This window comes from Arthrobacter jiangjiafuii (assembly GCF_018622995.1).
Classification (GTDB): domain Bacteria; phylum Actinomycetota; class Actinomycetes; order Actinomycetales; family Micrococcaceae; genus Arthrobacter_B; species Arthrobacter_B jiangjiafuii.
This window is the reverse complement of record NZ_CP076022.1, coordinates 944,828-964,737: the sequence shown is the minus strand read 5'-3', so window position 1 is coordinate 964,737 and position 19,910 is coordinate 944,828. Positions and strand designations below refer to the sequence as shown.

Here is a 19,910-nt window from a genome sequence, read left to right as displayed (position 1 = left end):
CGGTGTAGCTCCCACCTTTACGCAGCCTTTACGCGGCTGCGTCAGGGGGCCGGTTCCGGGCGGATTCCCCATTCCGCGGCAAAGGACTGATCCGGCTCGAGCCAGCGCAGCCCCTCCCCCGAGTTAAGGGCGTTGGCGGGAGCGGTCATCGGCTCAAGCGCCACCGCGCGGGTGCGTCCAGGGAACGCTTCGGTGACAAATACGTGGACATAGCCAAACTCCGGCGTGCTCCAGAGCATCACGCCGGATCCGTCCGGTGCCTGCAGGCGGTGCCGGTATTCGCCGTCCTCCGGTTCGAGGTCCGTATAGGCGGTATTCAACAGCAGGTCACCGATCCGGCGGCCCCTGCGGAAGTCGCCGGCTCCGGAGACGCTCTCCTGTCCGGTGGGAATCAGCTGTTCGTCAACGGTCAGGCGGGTGCGTCCAGGCACTGTCAGCGTCAGGTCTTCGACCGGGACGGATCCGACGCGCAGGAAGGGATGGGACCCCAGCGCAAACGGCGCCCGGGCCCCGCCCACATTGGTCAGGTGCTGGCGCACGCGGAGGCCGCCGTCGTCGTCCAGGCTGTAGGTGGCCGCGTGAACGAGGTGGAAGGGGTATCCGTGCTGGGGAAATATCTCGGCCTGCAGGGTGAGGCTGCCCGCCGTGGGGGTTCCGGCCGGGGTGTAGCCGGTGTTGCGCAGCAGCCCGTGGCTGGCGTTGCCCAGCGATGGTTCGGTAATGTCCAGCTGCTGGGTGCGGCCATCAAGCGTCCACTGGCCGCCGGCCACCCGGTTCGGCCAGGGAGCCAGGAGGATTCCGCAGGCGGACGGCGGCAGCGAGCTGTCGGCGTAGGTTTCCACGTACTCCGTCCCGTCCACGGAATAGCTGCGCAGCGCGCCGGCGAGGGCGGCGATTTTCGCTTCCGCCCGCCCGGTGGGCGTGTCACGGACAAGCTGGTATTGGGTGCCGGTGGCGGGGACAGCAGCCGTGGCATAGCCGGGTGCGCTCATTTCTCCAGCCTACAGCGGCTCCTTCGAGCTGCGTCACTCCTCAAAGTGTGTGCTCACGCGGTCAGTCACCACCGCCACCACGCCTGCGGCAACGTCGCGGATCTTGACGTTGCGGCTGTTGGAGACGCTGCGGAGGATCTCCACTGCCCGGTCCTGGCTGCAGTTGTTCTGTCCCATGATGATGCCGGCGGCCAGATCCACGACAGTCCGCGATTCCATGGCGGCCTGCAGGTTGTTCGCCCGGTGCGCCTGCCCGTCCAGCCGCAGCGCCAGGGCCAGTGCGGGGGCAATCCCGGCCGCGGCCAGCTCAACGGCCCTGACGTCCTCGGCCCCGAGGGGTCCGGGCCGGGACCGGAAACAGGAGAGGACGGCGATGGCTGGTTCCACGCCCGGCACCGGAACGGAGGCGGCTGCCATGTCCGGCATCTGGTGGACGTGGCCGTCTCCAACCTGCACGGGCTGCCGGCGCGGACGCACGATCCGCAGCGAACAGCCGGCCGGGGCAGAGCTGCCCAGTACCGGGGCAAGGTGTTCCGAGAGATAGGCGGCAAGTGCCTGAAGGAAGCCGTCGAGGTCGGGATGCGCCAGCAGCAGCACTTGGAGCCGGGCCGGAGACAGCTCGGTCTGAGTTGATTCCACCATGCTTATCCCCCTGTCGCCGCACCCAAAAGCTCCGGCCTCACCGGATACTACGGTCCGCTTCACGGCATGCACAGAGTGGATGACCCTTAACGCACAAAGAGGCCGGCAGGCTGGTTGCCTGCTGGCCTCTTTGCGGCATCCGGGGGAACCGGATACCGGTTGTTAGTCGTTGCCGCGGAGGATTGCGAGGATGCGCAGGATCTCCACGTAGAGCCAGACCAGCGTGACGGTCAGGCCGAAGGCAGCTGTCCAGGAGTAGCGCTGCGGAGCGCCCGCCTTCACACCCTGCTCCACGGAGGTGAAGTCCACAATCAGGGAGAACGCGGCCAGGCCGACGGCGAAGATGCCAATCAGGACGCCCAGCGGAATTCCCATGATCTCCACGGAATCGCGGACGCCGAACATGCTGTCGGTTGCGCCGAAGATCATCAGGCCCATGTTGACCAGGGAGAAGACTGCGTAGCCGATCAGCGCGATCATGAAGAAGCGCATGGCCTTGGGGGTTGCGCGGACCTTGCCGCTGCGGAACAGGACCAGGGTCACGGCGAAGACGGACAGCGTGCCCAGCACGGCCTGGAGGCCGATTCCCGGGTACAGGTTGTCCAGCACCAGGGTCAGGCCGCCGAGGAAGAGTCCTTCAAGTCCGGCATACGCCAGGATGAGGGCGGGAACGGGCTCGCGCTTAAAGGAGTTCACCAGGCCGAGGACAAAGCCACCCAGGGCGCCGATGATCATCAGCGGCATGGCCAGGCCGGGTACCAGCAGCATCGGCACTGCCGCACCGACCAGTACAACCGCCAGGCAGGCGAGCGTCTTCATGATGACGTCGTCGTAGGTCATCCGGCCGGTCTGCGCCGGGCCGGCGGACGGCGCCGTGTACAGCTCCTGCAACTGCTGGGGAGTCATCGGTGCGTTCTGCGTTGCCAGGGACCCTTGGTTCATCCTGCCGCCGCGAACCTGGGAGTTGAAGTTCTTTCCGTTGAATACCGGATTACCGCCAAGTGCCATGAAATGTCCTCCATCTGGGGGGCTGTTTACCTAGAGCCTACCAATGTCAACGGGTGGCAGGTACGGGAGATTCCCGCCCCTCTCGGCGGGAGCATAACGGTTTGGCAAAGGAGGTCCGATTGGTGCCGTCGACACTTGCGCCTGCCCCGGAGGACTGAAGTCGTTACCTGATCGCGACATGCGTGCCCTCGAAAACGTCATTGGCTGAAACATTCACTAGGTAACATGATCCACAATCGGTGACAGACGTCACACTCGTATTCGCCTTAGTGCCGAATTCTCGGTGCATCCGGCCTTGGCGTGGAGGTTTTTCGAACTTGCTAAGAACATCGGCGCTGACCAGGTACCTGGGGATGCTGGCAGCGGTGGCAGCGATGTTTGCTGCCCTGCTCTTTGCGGCCCCTGCCGCTCACGCAACAACAACAACAACGCCTACGGCTCCGCCGTCGGGCAGCACGTCTTCGCCTGCCTCGGACGACGCCACGGACGGTGCGGAATTCAGCGACCGGATCAGCGGTGTTGTCCGCAATGCCGGCGTGCCGGTGGAAGGGGTCAGGATCACCGCCAGCGGCAACGGCTATGAAGGCGAAGTCGTCACCGGTCCCACCGGGTCATGGTCGATCGGGGTTCCCGAGCAGGGGGCCTATGAGGTCGAGCTGGACGAGTCCACGCTGCCGGACGGCGTGGCGCTGGCCGAGGGCCAGGAAAACCCCCGCGCGGTCACCTTCGCCAACACCTCGAACATCACCACACTGTTCCTGCTCGGCGAAGGCATTGTCCTTCAGCAGGAGAGTTTCGCCTCGGTACTGACCGAACGCGTGATCGCCGGCCTGAGCTTTGGACTCCTCCTCGCGCTGAGCGCCGTCGGGCTCTCCCTGATCTTCGGCACCACCGGACTCACCAACTTTGCCCACGGCGAGATGGTCACCCTTGGCGCCGTCCTCGCCTTCGGATTCGCGGCGATGGGCCTGTCGGCCTGGATTGCCCTGCCGCTGGCAGTAATCGGCGGTGGTGCCTTCGGCTACATCCAGGACGCCGGGCTGTGGAAACCGCTGCGGCGCCGCGGCACCGGATTGGTACCCATGATGATTGTCAGCATCGGCCTGGCAGTTGCCGTGCGCTACATCATCCTGTTCTTCTTCGGCGGCGGCACCCAGCAGCTCCCGGGTGGCCAGAGCCCGTTGCTGGAACTGGGCCCGGTTTCCATTCCGCGGAACACCCTGATTTCCCTGTTCGTCAGCCTGGCGGTCATCCTGCTCGTGGCAATCCTCCTGCTGCGGACCCGGATCGGAAAGGCCACCCGCGCGGTTTCGGACAATCCCGCCCTGGCTGCCGCCTCCGGCATCGATGTGGACCGGGTCATCCGGATCGTCTGGGTTCTCGGCGGAGCGCTGGCTGCCATGGGCGGCATTCTTTGGGCCTACTACCGGCCCGGTGTGTCCTTCAACATGGGCCAGCAGATCCTGCTGCTGATCTTCGCCGGCGTCACGCTCGGCGGCCTCGGCACCGTATACGGAGCGCTGATCGGCTCCGTACTGGTGGGTCTTTTCGTGGAAATCTCCACAATCTGGCTGGAGGCTGACCTGAAATACGTAGGCGCACTGGTCATCATGATTCTTGTCCTCCTCGTTCGGCCGCAGGGAATCCTGGGCCGGCGCGAGCGCATAGGTTAGGGGCTTAGCTCAGATGGACTTCGTTAATATTCTTCTCGGCGCACTCAACGAGATCATCAGCCCCACCACTGCTGCCTATGCACTCGCAGCCCTGGGACTGGCGGTGCATTTCGGCTATACCGGACTGCTGAACTTCGGCCAGGCCGGCTTCATGGCCGTAGGCGCCTACGGCTTCGCCATTCCGATTCTCTCCTTCAACGCCCCTCTTCCGGTTGCCCTGCTGATCGCCCTGGCGGGGTCGGCGATCTTCGCGGTCATCCTGGGTATCCCCACGCTGCGCCTGCGGGCCGACTACCTGGCCATCGTGACCATCGCGGCGGCAGAGATCATCCGATACATCGTCACCACCAACGGCATGACCAATGTGACCGGCTCAGCCAACGGACTGGCGGCCTTCACCGGGGACTTCTACGGCCTGAACCCGATCCCGCCGGGCAGCTACAATCTGGGTCCCTTCGCCATGAACGAACGTGATGTCTGGGTCCGCATCGTTGCCTGGACGCTGGTCATCGTGGCCTGCCTCCTGGTGTGGATGCTGATCCGCAGCCCCTGGGGGCGCGTGGTCAAGGGCATCCGCGAGGATGAAAACGCCGTCCGCGCCCTGGGCAAGAACGTCTACGCCTACAAGATGCAGGCGTTGGTGATCGGCGGGTTGCTTGGCTCCCTGGCCGGCATCATCTTCACCCTCCCCCGCGATGCGGTGCAGCCGGCCAACTACGGCACCGAGCTGACCTTCTACCTCTACACCGCACTGCTGCTGGGCGGCATGTCCACCGTGCTGGGCCCGGTCATCGGCGCCATGATCTTCTGGGTCATCCTTTCCGTGACCCAGGGACTGCTGTACGGCGCCATCGAGGCCGGCTACATCACTTTCATTACCACTTCCCAGGCAGGGCAGGTCCGCTACATCCTTGTTGGTGTGGCACTGATGCTGCTGATGATCTTCAGGCCCCAGGGCATCCTGGGCAACAAGAAGGAGCTGGCGTTCGCATGAGTCACCAAACTGACGAACCCGCAGACGGCCGCCCCCGCGGCGCCCATGCGGCGGAACCGGCTGCGCAACCGGCTGCGGCAGATACAACTGTGCAGGACGCCGCCACGGCCGGCACCGACCATATGACCGACACCAGGGCCATCGCGGCCGACGACGTCGGACCGGGCTGCCGCAAACGCGACCCGATCCTGATCGCGCGCAACGTGACCCGCACTTACGGCGGCATCAACGCCGTCGACGTCAAGCACGTGGAGATCCCGCGGAACAAGATCACCGCGCTCATCGGCCCCAACGGCGCCGGCAAGACCACCCTGTTCAACCTCCTCACCGGCTTCGATACCCCGCAGTCCGGTGACTGGCAGTTCGAAGGCCGCGACCTGGCCGGTGTTTCCGCCTACAAGGTGGCCCGGATGGGCATGGTCCGCACGTTCCAGCTGACCAAGGTCATGGGCAAGCTCACCGTCATTGAAAACATGCGGCTCGGCGCATCGTCCCAGCCGGGCGAGTCCCTGTGGCGGGCCTTCCTGCCGCCGCTGTGGCGCGGCAGGGAACGGGAAATCACTGACCAGGCGGATGTGCTGCTGGCCAAATTCAAGCTGGATACCAAGCGCAGCGACTACGCGGCGTCACTCTCCGGCGGCCAGCGCAAACTCCTCGAAATGGCACGGGCCCTGATGGTCCGCCCGAAACTGGTAATGCTCGACGAGCCGATGGCCGGGGTCAACCCTGCGCTGACGCAGTCCCTGCTGGACCACATCAAGAACCTGAAGGCTGAAGGCATGACCGTGTTGTTCGTTGAACACGACATGCACATGGTCCGGCACATTGCCGACTGGGTGATTGTCATGGCTGAGGGCAAGGTAGTGGCCGAGGGACCGCCCAGCGAGGTCATGAAGGACCAGGCCGTCATCGACGCGTATCTGGGTGCCCATCACGACGTCGATCTTGGCGATTCCGAAGGCTTTGACAAGCTGGAGGCCGAACTGGAGCACGACGCGGAGTCCTCGGTGGGCACCGGACCTGACGGCGTTGCCGGCAGGCGCATCGACGAACGGAAGGATCAGGCATGACTGCCGAGGCATTCGACGGCGAGTCCGTCGTCAAGGTGACCGATTTGGTGGCCGGCTACATCCCGGGCGTCAATATCCTCAACGGCTGCAGCATCGAAGCCCGGCGCGGGGAGCTGATCGGCATCATCGGCCCCAACGGGGCCGGAAAGTCCACCCTGCTGAAGGCCATGTTCGGGCTGGTGAAAGTGCACTCGGGGACCGTCGTGGTCCGCGGGCAGGACATCACCGGGTTGAAGGCGAACAAGCTGGTCAGCCGCGGCGTGGGATTCGTGCCGCAGAACAACAACGTGTTCCCGTCGCTGACGATCGAGGAAAACCTGCAGATGGGCCTGTTCCAGGCACCGAAGCGGTTCAAGGAACGCTTCGATTTCGTTGCGGACCTCTTCCCCGAACTGCGCACTCGGCGTGCCCAGCGGGCAGGGTCGCTCTCCGGCGGTGAACGGCAGATGGTTGCCATGGGCCGGGCGCTGATGATGGAGCCGGCCGTGCTGCTGCTGGACGAACCCTCTGCCGGGCTCTCCCCCGTCAAGCAGGACGAAGCCTTCCTGCGGGTACATGAGATCAACCGGGCCGGGGTCTCCGTGATCATGGTCGAGCAGAACGCCCGGCGCTGCCTGCAGATCTGCGACCGCGCCTACGTCCTGGACCAGGGCCGAGACGCCTACACGGGCACCGGCCGGGACCTGATGAAGGACCCGAAGGTCATCCAGCTCTACTTGGGAACCCTCGCAGACACCGCGTAAGGACCGCCCAACGAAAGAAGCCCCCGCCGTCGGCGGGGGCTTCTTTCGTTGGTGCTGTTTAGTGCAGTGCCACAGTTGGAACCTTAGAGCTTGCCCTCTTCGGAGCGGCTCGGAACCGGCTTGTTGTCGGCGTCGTACTGGTAGATACCGATGAACGCCTCGGTCGGGTCACCGTTCTCATCGAAGGTCACCGGGCCGGAGTAACCGTCGTAGTCGATGTCCCCTCCGCCGCGCAGGATGGTCACGCAGCCCGCGTAGTCGAAGCACTTCTCGCCCTCCGCAGAGACACCCTGCAGTTCGGCGGCCATTGCCTTGCCATCCGTGCTGCCTGCTGCCTCAGCGGCCAGCGCCAGCATGGTCACGGCGTCGTAGCTTTCACCGGCGTAGGCCCAGTCCTTGAGGGCCGGGTCCAGTGCCAGCAGCGATTCCTTGAAGTTGTCGGAGGCGAACGGGCCGGGGATTGTTCCCTGTGCCCCTTCAAGTGTTCCGGCTTCAAGATCCTTGCTGTAGTCGGACGTGTTGCCGTCCACGAGGAACAGCTGGGTGGGATCGATGCCCTTTGCAGTCAGCAGCGGAACAATGCTCTTGGCCTGTTCGAAGCTGATGACCACAATGGCGTCCGGCTTGGCAGCCGCGACCTGGTCCACCTGGCTGCTGAACTGGGACTCGCCCTCGTTGAACATTTCTTCGGCAACAATCTGTCCGCCTGCGGATTCAACCGAGCTTCGGACGTTGCTCGCCAGTCCGGTGCCGTAGGCATCATTCAGGACAATCATGCCCACGGTCTGGGCGCCGCAGCCAATGACGTAGTTGCCGAGGGTGCGTCCCTGGAGTACGTCCGAGGGAGCGGTCCGCCAGAACAGTCCGTTGTCATCCCAGTCCGTGAAGTCCGGCGAGGTATTCGCAGGCGAGAACTGGATAACGCCGGCTCCGGTGATCTGACCGATGACGGTCTTGGAAACGCCCGAGGATGCAGCACCGACAATGCCGCTGACCCCCTGGCTGAGCAGATCGGTAACCGACTGCGTGGCGATGTCCGTGGTGGTGTCACCGGAATCGCGGTGGATAACTTCCATTGGCTGGCCCAGGACGCCGCCGGCGGCGTTGACTTCCTCAACGGCCAGGTTGACGCCGGCAATCTCGGGCGGGCCCAGGAAAGCCAGGGCGCCCGTGGTGGGAAGCAGGGAGCCGATCTTCAGCGGGGTGGCAGTGGTGCCGGTGGACGCGGGCACTGCCGAGGCGTCACCCTTGGGTCCCGGGTCTTCGCCCTTGCCGCCTTGATTGGGCGGGCAGCTGATTGCCGACGATGCGGCCGCAGTGGATGCCGACTCTGAGCCGGTGGACTCCGCGGGGCTGTCTCCCCCGCTGCAGCCGGTTGCGAACATCGCGAAGCCCAGCCCGAGCGCAGCAATTTTGGCCGCCCGGCTGTAACCGACCCCTAGGCCCAACCGACTCGTGGTGCGTAGTTCAGTCATAGATTTTTCTCCCGGATCGAAAGGCGGAGGCCTTTGATGCTGTTATCAGGTATTCCTGATTAGAAGAAAAGCTAGTTGAATAATGAGTCAAACATAAGGGTTTAGGGTTACGTCCTTGTAACACTCGTCACAAAGCCGTTCTTTACCTCTTGCTTCGGAACGCTCCGGCAGTTAAAAGCTCACTCCGCTGCGCAACATGACGTTGGCGTAGGGCGTGGCCTCCCCCGTCCGCACGATGAGCCGTGCGGACGGGAGCAGTGCCTTGAACTCCTCATGTGTCACCGTTTCAGGGCTCAGCCCCGCAGCAGCAACGAGGGCTTCCACGCCGGTGCCTCCGGCTTCCTCAGCCAGCAATGCCCCCTCGACCACAATCTCCTCCATCAGCGCGGCCAGCACCTGGGCGAAGGACGGGATGCCCTTCACCAGGGCCAGGTCCACGGCAGGGACGCCGTCGGGAATCGGCAGGCCGCAATCGGCGATCACCACGAGGTGGCCGTGACCGAGCCGGCCGATAGCGGCGTTCAGGGGTGCGTTGAGGATGCCGGCCTTTTTCATGAGGTGAATTCAGCCACGTTGTCGGTGTTCACGGTGGTGACCGGAACCGGGATAGTGGATTCCACGGTTTCGCCGGCGAGCAGCTGTGCCAGGACCTCTACGGACCGCTTGCCCAGCTCGGCGGGCTGCTGGGCGATGGTGGCCGTCAGGGTGCCATCCTGGATCGCCTTGAAGCCGCCTTCCGTGCCGTCGAAGCCGACCACGCTGACGTCGCTTCCGGCGCGGTTGCCCAGGGCCTGGATAGCGCCCAGCGCCATCTCGTCATTCTCGGCGAAGATTCCCGTAACCCCCGGATTGGCCTGGAGCAGGTTGGTGGCGACGTTCAGGGCTTCGGCCCGGTCAAAGTTGGCTGTCTGCTGAGCTGCGACCTTAATGCCCGGGTAGTCCTTCAAGCCTTCGGCAAAACCGGCACCGCGGTCGCGGCTGGCGGAGGTTCCGGCAACACCCTGAAGGACGATGATCTCGCCTTCGCCGCCCATGGCCTTGGCCAGTTCTTCGGCCGCCTGGCGTCCGCCGGCTTTGTTGTCGCTGGAAACCAGCGACTGGACTTCGGCGCCGTTGACCGTGCGGTCCACCGCTACGATCGGGGTTTCGTCGCTGAGCAGCGGGCTGATGGAGGCTGCCGCTGCGTCGGAATCGACCGGGTTGATGATGACGCCGTCGGTGCCGGACGTGGCGGCGGTAGCCAGCTGGTTGGTTTGGGTCGCGGAGTCGTTCTGGGCGTCCAGCACGTCCAGGTTCAGGCCTGCCTCCTCGGCTGCCGCCTGCGCGCCGTCGCGCAGTTCAACGAAGAAGGGGTTGTTCAGGGTGGAGACGGCCAGGGTGACCGTGCCGCCGTCGGCCGCTGCGTCGTCGCCCCGGTTGCAGGCGGTGGCGGTCAGCAGCAGGGCCAGGGAGACGGTCAGTGCCGCACTCTTGCGGGCGGAGGAGAACTTCATTGTCTTTTCCTTTTGGTGGGGGTGGTCCGGTGCCGTGCGCGGCACCGGGGAAGCGGTCCGGGGACCGTTAGTGGGTGGAGTTTTTCCGGCGCAGCGCATCTGCGCCGACGGCGAGGGCGATCACGAGGCCGATGACTACCTGCTGCCAGAACGAGGAGACGTTCAACAGGTTCAGTCCGTTGCGGATCACCACCAGCACCAGGGCGCCGATCAGGGTGCCGCTGATCCGCCCGACACCGCCGGCCAGCGATGCACCGCCGATGACGACGGCGGCGATGGCGTCCAGCTCGTAGCCGGAAGCGGCCTGGGGCTGGGCAGAGTCCAGGCGCCCGGACAGGAGCAGCCCGGCAAGGGCCGCAAAAAGCCCCGACAGCGCAAAGACGGTAACCAGCACGCGGCGGACCGGGATGCCGGAGAGGCGCGCGGCTTCGGTGTTGCCGCCGACGGCATACATGTAGCGGCCGATCACGGTGTAGTTCAGGATCAGGGCTGCGGCGATGCCGGCGATCACCAGGACCACGATGGGCATCGGGATGGGCCCCAGGTCTCCGCCCAGGAAGGAGACTTCGCTGGCGGTGGCGATCGGCCGGCCGTCGGAGAGGACCAGGGTCAGGCCGCGGGCAATGCTGAGCATGGCCAGAGTGGCGATGAACGAGGGCAGCCGGCCGTAGGCAACGGCGAATCCGCTGACGGCGCCGCTGAGCGTTCCGATCAACAGGCCGCCCAGCAGGGCCATCCAGCCGGGAAGGTTCCCCTGCGTGAACATCCAGGCCGAGCCCATGGCGGACAGGGCTGCCACCGAGCCCACCGACAGGTCGATGCCGGCGGCCACGATCACAAAGGTCATGCCGAAGGCCAGGACGGCAATCACCGAGGCCTGGATGCCGATGTTCAGCAGGTTCGGACCGGTCAGGAAATCCGGGGTGGCGATAAAGAGCGCCAGCCCCAGGACCACCAGGCCGACCAGTGCCCCATTGTCGGCCAGGAACTTCCTGACCCGGGCACCGGTATCCGGGGCCTTCTTCCGCGCGCCGGTCTCCGGCGTCTGCACCGCTGCCTTGTTCATGATCCGTCCTTCATCAGTTGGTATTCCAGGTCACGCTGTATATCCCGCACCGCCAGTGACATCACGGCGTCCTGGGTGGCGCCGGCGGCATCAAGCTCACCGGCAATGTGTCCGCCGCTCATGACCAGGATGCGGTCACTCATGCCCAGCACCTCCGGAAGTTCGCTGGACACCATGACGACGGCGCCGCCGGCGGCGGTGATCGCGTTGATCAGTTCGTAGATTTCCACCTTGGCGCCCACATCCACGCCGCGGGTGGGTTCGTCCAGCAGCAGGACGGTGGAGCCGGCTACGATCCAGCGGGCAAACACGGCCTTCTGCTGGTTGCCGCCGGAGAGCGAACCCACGGCCTGGTCCAGGCTGTGCATCCGGATCCGCAGCCGGTCCGCCACTTCCTGGGCGCGTGCGCGCTGCCCGGAGAAGTCCACCAGGCCTGCCTTGGCGGTGGCTGCCAGCGTCGCGTAGCCGATGTTGTCGTTCACGGCGGCCTCGAGTACCAGGCCCTGGACCTTGCGGTCCTCCGGTACGTGGCCGACGCCGGCCCGGATGGCCGCGCCGATGTCCGCTTTGGGAAGCTGCTTTCCCCTCACGCTGACCGAACCCGCGGTGTAGGAGTCAGCTCCGGCGATGGCCCGGACCACCTCGGTGCGGCCGGCACCCATCAGCCCGGCCAGCGAGACGACCTCGCCCGCTGCGACCGAGAAGGAGACGTCGTGGATCAGGCCCTTCATGGACAGGCCCCGGACTTCGAGCAGCGTTTGGGCCTCACCGGCATATTCACGCCGCCGCGGGAACTGCGCCTCGATGTCCCGCCCGACCATCAGGCGCACCAGCTCGTCCTCCGGTGTGCCGGCGGGGACCTCGGCAATGAATTTCCCGTCCCGCAGCACGGACACGGAGTTCCCGATGGCGGCGATCTCGTCCAGATGGTGGGAGATGAACACCATGCCCACGCCTTTGCGGCGCAGGTCCTCGACCACTGTGAAAAGTGCGGCGATTTCACGGGTGGTCAGGGCCGCCGTCGGCTCGTCCAGGATCAGGATCCGGGCGTCCAGGCTCAGCGCCTTGGCGATCTCCACCAGCTGCTGGCGGGCGATGCCCAGTTCCCCGACGGGCTGGTCCAGGTCCACGTCCAGGCCGATCAGATCCAGCGCTGCCCGGGCGCGGGCCTTCATGGCGCGGCGGTCTACCAGCCCGTATTTGCGGGGCATCCGGCCCAGGCAGATGTTCTCGGCGACGCTCATCGATCCCACAAGGTTCAGTTCCTGGTGGATGGTGGCAATGCCTGCCGCTTCGGCGGCCTTGGTGTCCGGCAGTGAAACCGGGTTTCCGTCCACGAGGATGCGGCCGCCGTCGGGCTGGTACACCCCGGACATCATCTTGATCAGGGTCGATTTTCCGGCCCCGTTTTCGCCCAGGAGCACCTGGACCTTTCCCGGGTACACGTTGACGGTCACGCCGTCGATCACGGTCACCGGGCCGAAGGACTTGCTGACACCCTCAAGCGTCAGGAGGGGGTTCTCGCTCATGCTGGGTTTCCTTCTGGGAGGGGCGGGGTGGAGCCGCGGATGATGAGGGTGCTCGGCAGCACCACCGATTCGGGAGCCTCGCCTGCAATCTCTGCGAGCAGCAGGTCCACGGCCAGGCGGCCCATGGCGTGCACATCGTGGGCGATGACGGTCAGCGCGGGATTGAGCAGCGTAAAGGCTTCGATGTCGTCATAGGCCACGAAGGCCAGATCCGGGCCGATCGCCAGTCCGCGTTCGTTGCAGACGCCGACGGCGCCGATGCTCATCAGGCTGTCCGCTGCCAGCAGCGCGGAGGGCGGATTGGGCAGGTCCAGCAGGTGCCGTGCTCCTGCGGCGCCGCTGGCGGATTGGAAGTCCCCGAGGTAGACCAGGGAAGCATCCGCATCTGCGCCGGTGTCGGCCACGGCTGCCCGGTAGGCCTGCAGCCGTTCACGGCCCGTCGACGTGGACTGCGGACCGGCGATGTACCCGATCCTGGCGTGGCCCAGCGCGGTGAGGTGGCGGACGGCGTCGGCTATGCCGCCGGTGTTGTCCGCGGTGACGCTGGGAAGCTCCGCGCCGTCGACCACGCGGTCCACGAACACCGTGGGGACTTCGCCGCCCAGCAGCCCGGTCAGGTGCCGGGCCTCCCCCTGCGGAGCGGCAATCAGGCCGTCCACGCGCTGGGAGAGCATCACGTCCAGGTAGCTGTCCTGCTGCTGCTGGCTCTCGTTGGCGTTGCCGAAGAGGGTGAGGTAGCCGAATTCGCGGGCGCGCTGCTCGACGGCATGGGCCAGGTCGGCGAAGAAGGGGTTGCGGACATCGGGCAGCAGCAGGCCGATGGTCTGGGTGCTGGTCTTGCGCAGCGAGCGGGCCTGGGCGTTGGGACGGAAGCCGAGGTCGGCAGCGGCCTTGCGCACAGCCTGGCGGGCATCCTCGGAGGTTGCGGAGTGCCCGGAGAGGACGCGGGAGGCGGTTGCCGCAGAGACGCCGGCAGCCTTCGCCACGTCCTTGATCGTCGTTGACCGCACACTTGCTCCCTACACCGTTGTGGAATCGATTCCATGGAATCGATTCCAAGTATGATGCAGAACATGTGTGTCGTCAAACACGGGGATGTGGCGGGGGTAACCAGGCCTGTCTGTACGGGCACTCAGAGCGGTTCAGCGGAACGGGAGCCCCCAGCGGACCTCCACCGCGTCCCGCCCATCCGCAGGGAGGTCCGTCAACGAACTACAGGCATGATCGAGCAGAGCCGTGACCTGCAGGCAGACTGGCCGGCAGAGCGTCCGCTGCGGGAGTTTTCCGGCACCTACGGCGGCTTTTACCTGCCCTGGGAGGCGTGGGGTGTTCCGGTGGCCGAAGACGGCAGTCCTCATGCACGCTGCTGCTCCTGCAGCTGGGAGCACGACGCCGCGACCGAGGAGGAGGCCATCGGGAGCCTGGAGGCACACCTGAGGGCCGCCCATCCGTGGGGCCAGGGTCCGCAGCCACCCTCGGGCAGTAACCGCGGATAATGCCTCTGGAGGCAGTACCCCAGGTCGGACTCGAACCGACAACACATGGATTTTAAGTCCACTGCCTCTGCCATTGGGCTACTGGGGCGAAGCGAAAAGCTTCTGCTCAAGCCTACTGGATCACTCCCGCCCCAAAACAACGACGGCGGTCCCTCCCGAGGGAGGAACCGCCGTCGTACGCGTTATGCGGAAGGGAAGAAGCCTACTTGACGGCTTCCTTCTTCTTGGCCGGCGTGGCTGCGGTGCGGAACGCCCCGCGCGGGTCCTTCAGGTTGCGCAGGTCGGTCAGGTCGCGGCCGTAGGTCACGTTCAGGAGCCAGCCGGAGACGACGCGGAACTTGCGCTCGAACATCGGCATGGCCAGGCCGTGGTAGCCACGGTGTGCCAGCCAGGCCGGGAAGCCCTTCATACCGAAGCCCATGATGTTGGCCACGCCCTTGTACTGGCCCAGGCCGGCAACGGCACCCAGGCTCTTGTGGTTGTACTCTTCGACGCTGCCGACGCCGTAGCGGGCGGCCAGGATGTTCTTGGCCAGCAGCTTGGCCTGGCGGACGGCGTGCTGTGCGTTCGGAACGCAGAAGCCGCCGACGCCGCCACCGGAGAGGTCCGGAACGGCGGAAACGTCGCCGGCAGCCCAGGCACCGTCGAGGGGGCCGTCGTCGCCGGTGATGCGCAGTTCGGCGTTGGCGCGGACGCGGCCGCGGTCATCGATCGGGAAGTCGGTGGCACGGACCATGGGGTTGGCCTGGACCCCGGCGGTCCAGATCAGGGTGTCGGTGCCGAATTCGCCGGCCGGGGACTTGTCGGCCATGTTGATCAGCTTGAGCACGCCGTCTTCGGCCGAGGCCAGCGACGTGTTCAGCAGCACCTCGATGCCGCGCTCACGCATGCTGGCGACTACCCACTCGGCCTGGTCGGGCTTGACCTCGGGCATGACGCGGCCCATGGCTTCGATCAGGACGAAGCGGAGGTCTTCGCGCCGGAGCCGGTCGTTGATGCGCACGGCGTCGCGGGCCATGTCTTCAAGCTCGGTCAGGGTTTCGATGCCGGCAAAGCCGCCGCCGACGACGACGAAGGTCAGGGCGCGTTCGCGCTCCGGGCCTGCAGGCATGAGTGAAGCGGATTCGATGCGCTCCAGCACGTGGTTGCGGGTGGCCACGGCTTCTTCAATGGTCTTCATGCCGATGCCGGCTTCGGCGAGGCCCGGAATGGGGAACGTGCGGGTGATCGAGCCTGCAGCCAGGACAACATCCTGGTACGGGAGCTCAAAGGACCCGCTGCCGTCGCCCGGCTCGATGGTGGCCGTACGGGCGGCGTGGTTGATGGAAACGACCTTGCCCGTGATGAGCTCGGTGTTCCTCAGGTGCATGCGGTGGGATACGACGGCGTCGCGCGCCTCAATGGTGCCGGCGGCAACTTCGGGAAGGAAGGGCTGGTACGTCATGTACGGCAGCGGATCCACAACCGTGACGATCCCGCCCTGGTCCTTGACCTTCTTCTGGAGGTTTTTCGCTACATAGAGCCCTACGTAGCCACCGCCTACCACTAGGACGCGGGGACGGTCTGAAAACTGAGTCGTAGATGCCATGCCCCCATGATACCCGACTTTGTGAAAACGTTCACGAGATATTTTGGTGTTCCAGAGGGCCGGTATCTGCCTCGTCAGGAAGGGGATTTTCCAGCACCTTCCGCCGCGCCCGGACCACCATGACCGCGCCGCCGGCGGTAACGGCCAGCAGCAGTCCCCCGAAGCCCAGGACCAGCGCAGCGGGCAACACATCGGCCTCCGCCTGCGGTGAAAGCGCCGTCGGAATGGTCGGCTCCGGCAGCTCCGGTGCTGACGGTTCCACGGCCACAGGCGCGTCGGAGGCGGGCGTGGTGGAAGCGTCCCGGCGGTGGATCCTGATCCAGTCGGCGATGCTGCCCAGCGGGTTCGCGGCCACCGGCGGGATATCGGCGGCCAGCGCCGCTGAAGCGTCTAGCAACCCATAGCCGTACAGCGTGTCCTGCCCGGGGACTCCTGCATCCTTGGCGGTGCTGATGATCCGGTTGATCACATCAGCGGCGCTGAGGTCGGGGTAGGCGGAGCGGATCAGGGCCGCCGTGCCGGCCACCAGCGGCGCGGCGCCGGAGGTACCGCTCCAATCCGCATACTGGACCGTGCCGCCGGGCAATCCGCCGATCAGGTTTTCGGCCGGTGCCGCAACCCCGATGCTGATCCCCTCGGAGGAGGAGTCCCAGCTGGCTACCCGCTGCCGGTCTACGCCGGCCACGGTGAGCACGCCGGGAATGGTGGCCGGAGCTCCGACCTGGACCATGCCGCCGCCGCGGTTGCCGGCGGCAGCTACCACCACCACGTCCTGCTGCTCGGCGTAGAGGAACGCATCGTCCCAGCTTTGCGGCCAGGAGGTCGACGTGCTGCCCAGGGACATGTTGATCACCTGCGCGCCGTTGTTGACGGCCCACCGGATGGCGGCCGGGATCTGGTCCTCGATCGGAATGCCGGCGGGATTGTCCGGGCCGATCCAGGCCGAGACAGCCAGCAGCTCGGCCTTCGGCGCCACTCCCATGATGCCTTCGGGGTTGGGACCGGCGTCCTTGTCCTTGTCGGCCGCGTCGTCCTTTGTATCCCCTTCGCCGGCGGGGGCCGCGGCGTGTCCGCGCCCAGCCAACAGGGTCGCCACCAGGGTCCCGTGCGCGGGCTCGGCGCCCAGCCCGGCGCTCCCGGCCGGGTTCCCGGCTCCGGAGACATCGGTGCCACCCACCACGGCGCCGGCGAGGTCGGGGTGTGTGGGGTCAATCCCGGTGTCGATCACGGCGACCTTCACGCCCTCGCCCTGGCTGATTTTCCAGGCCTCCGTGAAGCCGTAGTCGTTAAGCCAGTACTGCTTGTCCCGCCATTCGTCGGCGGCGGCCGGGGCAGCCGGAAGGAGGGACAGCGCCAGTACCGCCGCTGTCAGCAGCCCGGCACCTGTTGCCGTCCGCCCGGTCCTGCCCCGGGCCGCCGACCTGCCGGTCACGGCGCTGCGCTCAGGGCGATGCCGTCAAGGATGTCGTGCTCGCTGGTGATTGCGGAGGAGACCCGTCCGTCGGTGAGCTCGGCTACCCGGTCCACGATGGTCTGCCAGATCAAGGCGCCGGCACCGATCACGTCAACGCGTCCCGGATGCATGTAGGGCAGGGCTGCGCGGGTGCTGCGGTCCATGTGCAGCAGTTCACCGGCTGCCTGGTCGATCCGCGCGATGTCCAGGTCGGCGCCGTGGATGGCTTCCGCGTTGTACTCAGCCAGGCGCAGGGCATGGGCAGTCACCGTGGTGACGGTGCCGGCGACGCCCACCAGCCGGTCTGCGTCGGCCAGCGGCACCGTCGGCAGGACCTGGGCGATGATGTCCAGGACCTCGCCGCGGGCGATGGCGATTTCAGCCTCGGTGGGCGGGTCGGACACGAGATGGCGCTCGGTGAACCGGACGCAGCCCATGTCGGTGCTTTTTGCTGCCTGCACGCCTTCGGACGTTCCCAGGACAAATTCGGTGCTGCCGCCGCCCAGGTCAACGACGAGGGTCTTGGAGCCGTTGCGTCCCGCCAGGACGCTCGTGGCACCGGCGAAGGACAGTGCTGCTTCTTCGTCGCCGGTGATGACCTCGGGTTCCACGCCCAGGCGGGCACGGATTCCGTCCACGAATTCCTGCCGGTTCTCGGCATCGCGGCTGGCGGAGGTCGCGACGAAGCGGGTGCGCGCTGCTCCGTGTTTCCGGATCAGCGCGGCGTATTCGTCCGCGGCAGCAAAGGTGCGTTCCAGTGCCTCCGGCGCCAGGCGTCCGGTGGCGTCCACGCCCTGGCCGAGGCGGTTCACGCGCATCAGGCGGACGACGTCGGTCAGCTTCGGCACGCCGTCCTCGTAGGTGACGTCGGCAATGAGCAGGCGGATCGAGTTGGTGCCGCAGTCAACCGCTGCAACACGCATGCCCTGGGTCTGTTCCTGCACTGTTTCCCCCTGCTGTTCGGTGGCTGCTGCCGCCTCGCCGGCTTCCCGGCGGGCGGCACGCTTGGCCTCGAGGTCACCGGCGGAGAGTCCCTGGGTCTTCGTGTGCCGGCTCAGGTCGCGGCTGGGCACCGCACCCGCGGTGTCCCACGCGCCCTCACAATAGCAGCGCTCACGGGTCCACCAGGGTGAGATGCGTTCGATGGCCTCGTCGCCGAGCGGATTGACGCCGGGCCCGGCCGCCAGCGAGTGTCCGACCAGCACGTGCAGGCACTTGACGCGGGTGGGCATGCCGCCTGCGGAAACGCCGTCGATCTCGGGAACGGGCCCGACGCCGGTGCGGGCGCCGATCTCGTCCCTCACCTGCAGGTACGCCTCGTGGGCTTCGCGGTAGCGGGCGGCCAGCCCGGCGTCCTGCTCCAGCCGTTCGGTCATTTCATTCATCACGCCGGCAGCTTCCAGCCGGGAGACGGCGGCGGTAATGACCGGGTGCGTCAGGTAGTAGGTGGTGGGGAAGGGAATACCGTTGCTCAGCCGTGGTGCCGTGGTGGCCACGAGCGGGTTGCCGCAAACGCAGCGGGCTCCGATTTCCACCACATCACGAGCCGGCCTGCCGAGCTGCCGGCTCAGTGTCTCCAGGTCTTCGGAGGTGGGGGTGAGCTGCTGCTGGGTCATGCCGGAAGTTCCTTCCTGAGGCCTGGACCAGGCCCGGGCTGTGAATGTCTGCGCTTCTAAGATTACTGTGCGCAGGGACGCCCTGCCGCCTACGATGCTGCAGCTGAGCGCGTGACGGAATCCCAGAGAGCGTCCACCCACTGCAGGTCGGTTTCCTGTTCCTGCGCCTGCTGTTCCACGTTTTCCACCCCGTGCTCACCCTTGACGAGGTAGCGGGTCTCCCCCGGCATCACCAGGAAGATCCGTTCCCGGGCCTGCTGCTTGATGTAGTTGGGGTCCGCCCAGCGGTCCAGCTGGGACTGCAGTTCCTGGGCGCTCTGCTCCTTAGCGGCGATGTCCGCCTCGAGGGCGGCAATTTCGGACCGCTGATGCAGATAGGTGCTGACGGACGGGGCCAGGAGCACCGTGACCACGGCGCTCACCATGGCGAGCACCAGCAGTCGGCCGGAAAACGTCTTGGCCGGAACCGGCTGCAGGTCATCCGAGGGTTCGGGCGTGGGAGCGTTGCTGGCGGTGCCGGCCGCAGGCTTCCGGGTGAAGCGCCCGAACCGGGAGGCCCGTGGCTCCGTAGTGTTTTTGCCGGGTTTGGCGGCTTTGCCGGGTTTTGCGGATTTGGGGGCCTTGCCGGATTTGGTGGCCTTGCCGGGTTTGCTTGCGGGTGTACCGGTCTTGGCTTCCTTCGCGGAAGGCTTCGCCGCTGCCGTCTTGGCCGAAGACTTGGCGGCGGCTGCAGCTGGCTCGGCGGAAGATTTGGCCGTGGCCGGTTTCCGGGCCGCCGGACGCGTTGCCCCGCCGACGGGCTTCGTGGCGGTGATGGTGTCGGGGTCTGCGCCGGTGGGCCGGCGCGCCGGGTTGCCGGAGGAGACGGCGGGCACGGCCTCGGATGCGGTCCTGCCGCCGGCGGTGCGCGCCTGGGGAACCTTCGGGCGTCGGGTGGACATGCAAACTCCTTGATCAAACCTGCTGATAACGCTCAGGCGCACGACATCCGGGATGGTTAAGACGCCGGTATTTCAGACGTGAATACTCAGACCTTAAACACGACTGGCGGGCACCCTCTCTACGAGGGTAC

General features: G+C 66.2%; 17 protein-coding genes, 1 tRNA gene and 2 pseudogenes. 5 read left to right on the top strand and 15 right to left on the bottom strand.

The features are described 5' to 3' along the window. Window positions 1-41: 41 nt before the first annotated feature. The 3 genes from KKR91_RS04670 to KKR91_RS04660 all read right to left on the bottom strand — a co-directional run bounded on the left by KKR91_RS04670 (window position 42) and on the right by KKR91_RS04660 (window position 2,642). Window positions 42-992: an aldose 1-epimerase family protein gene (locus tag KKR91_RS04670; protein WP_210230264.1), complete on the bottom strand. Its 951-nt coding sequence runs from the start codon at window positions 990-992 to the stop codon at window positions 42-44. 33 nt (window positions 993-1,025) lie between these two features. Then, window positions 1,026-1,634 (bottom strand): ANTAR domain-containing protein, encoded by a 609-nt coding sequence (locus KKR91_RS04665; protein ID WP_210230262.1) that lies wholly within the window; start codon window positions 1,632-1,634, stop codon window positions 1,026-1,028. A gap of 162 nt (window positions 1,635-1,796) precedes the next feature. Beyond that, window positions 1,797-2,642, bottom strand: a complete 846-nt coding sequence (locus KKR91_RS04660) for a Bax inhibitor-1/YccA family protein (RefSeq protein ID WP_210230260.1) — start codon at window positions 2,640-2,642, stop codon at window positions 1,797-1,799. A gap of 353 nt (window positions 2,643-2,995) precedes the next feature. Between KKR91_RS04660 and KKR91_RS04655 the strand changes: the two genes are divergently transcribed. The 4 genes from KKR91_RS04655 to KKR91_RS04640 all read left to right on the top strand — a co-directional run bounded on the left by KKR91_RS04655 (window position 2,996) and on the right by KKR91_RS04640 (window position 7,122). Next, the gene (locus tag KKR91_RS04655) at window positions 2,996-4,315 is read left to right on the top strand and encodes a branched-chain amino acid ABC transporter permease (RefSeq protein WP_210230757.1); all 1,320 of its coding nucleotides are present in this window, start codon (window positions 2,996-2,998) and stop codon (window positions 4,313-4,315) included. Window positions 4,316-4,328: 13 nt separating this feature from the next. Next, the gene (locus KKR91_RS04650; protein ID WP_210230258.1) at window positions 4,329-5,309 is read left to right on the top strand and encodes a branched-chain amino acid ABC transporter permease; all 981 of its coding nucleotides are present in this window, start codon (window positions 4,329-4,331) and stop codon (window positions 5,307-5,309) included. A gap of 122 nt (window positions 5,310-5,431) precedes the next feature. Continuing rightward, window positions 5,432-6,379, top strand: coding sequence for an ABC transporter ATP-binding protein (locus KKR91_RS04645; protein WP_210230754.1), 948 nt, complete (start codon window positions 5,432-5,434; stop codon window positions 6,377-6,379). Next, window positions 6,376-7,122 (top strand): ABC transporter ATP-binding protein, encoded by a 747-nt coding sequence (locus tag KKR91_RS04640; RefSeq protein WP_210230256.1) that lies wholly within the window; start codon window positions 6,376-6,378, stop codon window positions 7,120-7,122. The genes KKR91_RS04645 and KKR91_RS04640 overlap by 4 nt, the downstream gene beginning before the upstream one ends. Before the next feature lie 83 nt (window positions 7,123-7,205). Here the strand turns inward: KKR91_RS04640 and KKR91_RS04635 are convergent, their stop codons facing one another. The 6 genes from KKR91_RS04635 to KKR91_RS04610 form a co-directional block, all read right to left on the bottom strand. Continuing rightward, the gene (locus KKR91_RS04635) at window positions 7,206-8,597 is read right to left on the bottom strand and encodes an ABC transporter substrate-binding protein (RefSeq protein ID WP_210230254.1); all 1,392 of its coding nucleotides are present in this window, start codon (window positions 8,595-8,597) and stop codon (window positions 7,206-7,208) included. Window positions 8,598-8,768: 171 nt separating this feature from the next. Next, window positions 8,769-9,152 carry a D-ribose pyranase gene (rbsD, locus tag KKR91_RS04630; protein WP_210230252.1) on the bottom strand — a complete coding sequence of 128 codons (384 nt, stop codon included), beginning with the start codon at window positions 9,150-9,152 and terminating at the stop codon, window positions 8,769-8,771. Continuing rightward, window positions 9,149-10,090, bottom strand: a complete 942-nt coding sequence (locus KKR91_RS04625; RefSeq protein WP_210230250.1) for a substrate-binding domain-containing protein — start codon at window positions 10,088-10,090, stop codon at window positions 9,149-9,151. Before KKR91_RS04625 ends, rbsD begins: the two co-directional genes overlap by 4 nt. Window positions 10,091-10,157: 67 nt before the next feature. Further along, complete coding sequence (locus tag KKR91_RS04620) at window positions 10,158-11,156, bottom strand: ABC transporter permease (protein WP_210230248.1); 999 nt, start codon at window positions 11,154-11,156, stop codon at window positions 10,158-10,160. Beyond that, window positions 11,153-12,685, bottom strand: coding sequence for a sugar ABC transporter ATP-binding protein (locus KKR91_RS04615; RefSeq protein WP_210230246.1), 1,533 nt, complete (start codon window positions 12,683-12,685; stop codon window positions 11,153-11,155). The genes KKR91_RS04620 and KKR91_RS04615 overlap by 4 nt, the downstream gene beginning before the upstream one ends. Further along, window positions 12,682-13,695 carry a LacI family DNA-binding transcriptional regulator gene (locus KKR91_RS04610; protein ID WP_210230244.1) on the bottom strand — a complete coding sequence of 338 codons (1,014 nt, stop codon included), beginning with the start codon at window positions 13,693-13,695 and terminating at the stop codon, window positions 12,682-12,684. The genes KKR91_RS04615 and KKR91_RS04610 overlap by 4 nt, the downstream gene beginning before the upstream one ends. 210 nt (window positions 13,696-13,905) lie before the next feature. On the opposite strand from KKR91_RS04610, the gene KKR91_RS04605 reads away from it, so the two are divergent. Beyond that, a complete protein-coding gene (locus tag KKR91_RS04605) occupies window positions 13,906-14,181 on the top strand; it encodes a hypothetical protein (protein WP_210230242.1) in 276 nt (91 codons plus the stop codon). Between the two features lie 15 nt (window positions 14,182-14,196). Here the strand turns inward: KKR91_RS04605 and KKR91_RS04600 are convergent. From KKR91_RS04600 to KKR91_RS04580, 6 genes and pseudogenes are all read right to left on the bottom strand, one after another. Then, window positions 14,197-14,269, bottom strand: a tRNA-Leu gene (locus tag KKR91_RS04600). Window positions 14,270-14,383: 114 nt separating this feature from the next. Beyond that, on the bottom strand, window positions 14,384-15,769 hold the full coding sequence (locus tag KKR91_RS04595) for an NAD(P)/FAD-dependent oxidoreductase (protein ID WP_210230240.1): 1,386 nt from the start codon (window positions 15,767-15,769) through the stop codon (window positions 14,384-14,386). A gap of 31 nt (window positions 15,770-15,800) precedes the next feature. Next, complete coding sequence (locus KKR91_RS04590; RefSeq protein WP_210230238.1) at window positions 15,801-17,201, bottom strand: S8 family serine peptidase; 1,401 nt, start codon at window positions 17,199-17,201, stop codon at window positions 15,801-15,803. After that, a pseudogene (locus tag KKR91_RS17230) lies at window positions 17,198-18,052 on the bottom strand (Ppx/GppA phosphatase family protein); the annotation flags it as partial. The gene KKR91_RS04590 and the pseudogene KKR91_RS17230, both read right to left, overlap by 4 nt. A 117-nt stretch (window positions 18,053-18,169) precedes the next feature. Next, window positions 18,170-18,838, bottom strand: a pseudogene (locus KKR91_RS17225) (DUF501 domain-containing protein); the annotation flags it as partial. Window positions 18,839-18,927: 89 nt separating this feature from the next. Beyond that, the gene (locus KKR91_RS04580; protein WP_210230234.1) at window positions 18,928-19,779 is read right to left on the bottom strand and encodes an FtsB family cell division protein; all 852 of its coding nucleotides are present in this window, start codon (window positions 19,777-19,779) and stop codon (window positions 18,928-18,930) included. Window positions 19,780-19,910 lie beyond the last annotated feature (131 nt).